The organism is Brevibacterium sp. ACRRH (genome assembly GCF_022346365.1).
In the GTDB taxonomy this organism is placed as follows: domain Bacteria; phylum Actinomycetota; class Actinomycetes; order Actinomycetales; family Brevibacteriaceae; genus Brevibacterium; species Brevibacterium paucivorans.
The window spans coordinates 1-3453 of record NZ_JAKRMN010000017.1 but is presented as its reverse complement, the minus strand read 5'-3'; the positions used below and the strand labels follow the sequence as shown (position 1 = coordinate 3453).

2 rRNA genes are annotated in these 3453 nt (G+C 53.3%); both read left to right on the top strand.

Annotated features, from left to right (window positions below):
- The first annotated feature begins 107 nt into the window (after nucleotides 1–107).
- Nucleotides 108–3194 (top strand): 23S ribosomal RNA (locus MHX53_RS11460).
- A gap of 137 nt (nucleotides 3195–3331) precedes the next feature.
- Nucleotides 3332–3448 (top strand): 5S ribosomal RNA (gene rrf, locus MHX53_RS11455).
- Nucleotides 3449–3453: the final 5 nt, after the last annotated feature.

Genomic DNA, 3453 nt, shown 5'->3' with positions numbered 1-3453 from the left:
TTTCTTGTTGTTGTTTTTGTTTGTGAATAGTGGACGCGAGCATCTGATGAATGATCGTCGTGATTGTTTGTTGTTGTGTGTTATCTGGTTTGCTGCACGTTTTAAGTGTGGTGAGTGTGTAAGAGCGCATGGTGGATGCCTTGGTATCAGGAGCCGATGAAGGACGTGGTGACCTGCGATAAGCCTCGGGGAGTTGGTGAACGGACGGTGATCCGAGGGTGTCCGAATGGGGGAACCCCGCTGCATGTGATGTGTAGTGACCTGCCATTGAATGTATAGGTGGTAGGGGGGAACGTGGGGAAGTGAAACATCTCAGTACCCATAGGAAGAGAAAATAATAATGATTCTGCTAGTAGTGGCGAGCGAACGTGGATGAGCCTAAACCGTGTGTGTGTAAGCGTGCTGGTGTTGCATGCATGGTGTTGTGGGGTTGGTTTTTCTGCTCTCAGCATGGAGTGGTGCCGTGATATGCGTGTAGGTGAATAGTCTGGGATGGCTAACCGGAGCAGGTGAGAGTCCTGTAGCTGAAATGCGTGTGTTGTGGTGTGACTGATTCCCGAGTAGGACGGGACTCGTGTAATCCTGTGTGAATCTGCCAGGACCACCTGGTAAGGCTAAATACTTCCTGGTAACCGATAGTGGATAGTACCGTGAGGGAATGGTGAAAAGTACCCCGGGAGGGGAGTGAAATAGTACCTGAAACCATGTGCTTACAATCCGTCAAAGCCCCCAAGTTGGGGTGATGGCGTGCCTTTTGAAGAATGAGCCTGCGAGTTAGTGATACGTGGCGAGGTTAACCCGTGTGGGGTAGTCGTAGCGAAAGCGAGTCCGAATAGGGCGTTTGAGTCGCGTGTTCTAGACCCGAAGCGGAGTGATCTAGCCATGGGCAGGGTGAAGCGATGGTAAGACGTCGTGGAGGCCCGTACCCACCTAGGTTGAAAACTGGGGGGATGATCTGTGGTTAGGGGTGAAAGGCCAATCAAACTCTGTGATAGCTGGTTCTCCCCGAAATGCATTTAGGTGCAGCGTTGCGTGTTGCTTATGCGAGGTAGAGCTACTGGGTGGCTGATGGGCCCTATCGGGTTACTGACGTCAGCCAAACTCCGAATGCGTGTAAGTGTAAGCGTGGCAGTGAGACTGCGGGGGATAAGCTTCGTAGTCGAGAGGGAAACAGCCCAGACCATCAACTAAGGCCCCTAAGCGTGTGCTCAGTGGGAAAGGATGTGGAGTTGCGAAGACAACCAGGAGGTTGGCTTAGAAGCAGCCACCCTTGAAAGAGTGCGTAATAGCTCACTGGTCAAGTGATTCCGCGCCGATAATGTAGCGGGGCTTAAGTACACCGCCGAAGTTGTGGCAACACCACGTGAATGGCTTAACGGCCGTGGTGTTGGGTAGGGGAGCGTCGTGTGGCCGGTGAAGTTGCCGTGTAAACGAGTGATGGAGGCTATACGAGTGAGAATGCAGGCATGAGTAGCGAAAGACGGGTGAGAATCCCGTCCGCCGGATGACTCAGGGTTCCAGGGGCAGGTTCGTCCGCCCTGGGTAAGTCGGGACCTAAGGCGAGGCCGACAGGCGTAGTCGATGGATAACGGGTTGATATTCCCGTACCGGTGAAAAACCGTCCATACCGAATCATGTGAGACTAACTACTCACACGCACCGAACACCTTTCGGGGTGTGGTTGTGGGTGTGGGTAGGACCTGAGCGTGTTGTAGGTAAGCGTGTTAACAGGTGTGACGCAGGAAGGTAGCCAGGCTGCGCGATGGTTGTCGCAGTCTAAGGTTGTAGGCCGTCATCTTGGTAAATCCGGATGACTTATGGTTGAGAGCTGATGGGCACTCCACGTGGTGGAGTGATCTGGTGATCCTATGCTGCCAAGAAAAGCATCGACGTGAGGTTTGATCCGCCCGTACCGATAACCGACACAGGTAGTCAGGTAGAGAATACTAAGGCGAGCGAGATAATCGTAGTTAAGGAACTCGGCAAATTGCCCCCGTAACTTCGGAAGAAGGGGGACCATCCTGGTATTAGCCTTTTACGGTGAAAGCTGGTGGTGGTCGCAGAGACCAGAGAGAAGCGACTGTTTACTAAAAACACAGGTCCGTGCGAAGACGTAAGTCGATGTATACGGACTGACGCCTGCCCGGTGCTGGAAGGTTAAGAGGACCCGTTAACCCTTGGGTGAAGCGGAGAATTTAAGCCCCAGTAAACGGCGGTGGTAACTATAACCATCCTAAGGTAGCGAAATTCCTTGTCGGGTAAGTTCCGACCTGCACGAATGGCGTAACGACTTCTCTGCTGTCTCTACTACGAACTCGGCGAAATTGCATTACGAGTAAAGATGCTCGTTACGCGCAGCAGGACGGAAAGACCCCGAGACCTTTACTACAGTTTGGTATTGGTGTTCGGTGTGGCTTGTGTAGGATAGGTGGGAGACTAGGAAGCATGCACGCTAGTGTGTGTGGAGTCATTGGTGAAATACCACTCTGGCCATTCTGGATTCCTTAACTTCGGACCCTGATCGGGTTCAGGGACAGTGCCTGATGGGTAGTTTAACTGGGGCGGTTGCCTCCCAAAGAGTAACGGAGGCGCCCAAAGGTTCCCTCAGCCTGGTTGGCAATCAGGTTTTGAGTGTAAGTGCACAAGGGAGCTTGACTGTGAGACGGACGTGTCGAGCAGGAGCGAAAGCTGGGACTAGTGACCCGGCCGTGGATTGTGGAATCGCGGTCGCTCAACGGATAAAAGGTACCTCGGGGATAACAGGCTGATCTTGCCCAAGAGTCCATATCGACGGCATGGTTTGGCACCTCGATGTCGGCTCGTCGCATCCTGGGGCTGGAGTCGGTCCCAAGGGTTGGGCTGTTCGCCCATTAAAGCGGTACGCGAGCTGGGTTTAGAACGTCGTGAGACAGTTCGGTCCCTATCCGCTGCGTGCGTAGGAAATTTGAGAAGGGCTGTCCTTAGTACGAGAGGACCGGGACGGACGAACCTCTGGTGTGCCAGTTGTACCGCCAGGTGCATGGCTGGTTGGCTACGTTCGGGAAGGATAACCGCTGAAAGCATCTAAGCGGGAAGCCTGCTTCAAGATGAGATTTCCATGAGGTGCCCTACAGACTATAGGGTTGATAGGCCAGACGTGGAAGCACAGCAATGTGTGTAGCTGACTGGTACTAATACACCGATCACTCACACACACTCGTGCATGTAGACCAGGTAACACAAACAACAAACCCTGGACATCACGAACGAACACTCAATCACTCGCGTCCACACAAACACGCAAAACTCAAGACAACACCGTGCACACACACCGTGTGCCCCCAAAGTTTTTTGCGGTGGTTATAGCGTCAGGGAAACGCCCGGCCCCATTCCGAACCCGGAAGCTAAGCCTGACAGCGCTGATGGTACTGCACACGAGAGTGTGTGGGAGAGTAAGACACCGCCGCAAAACCA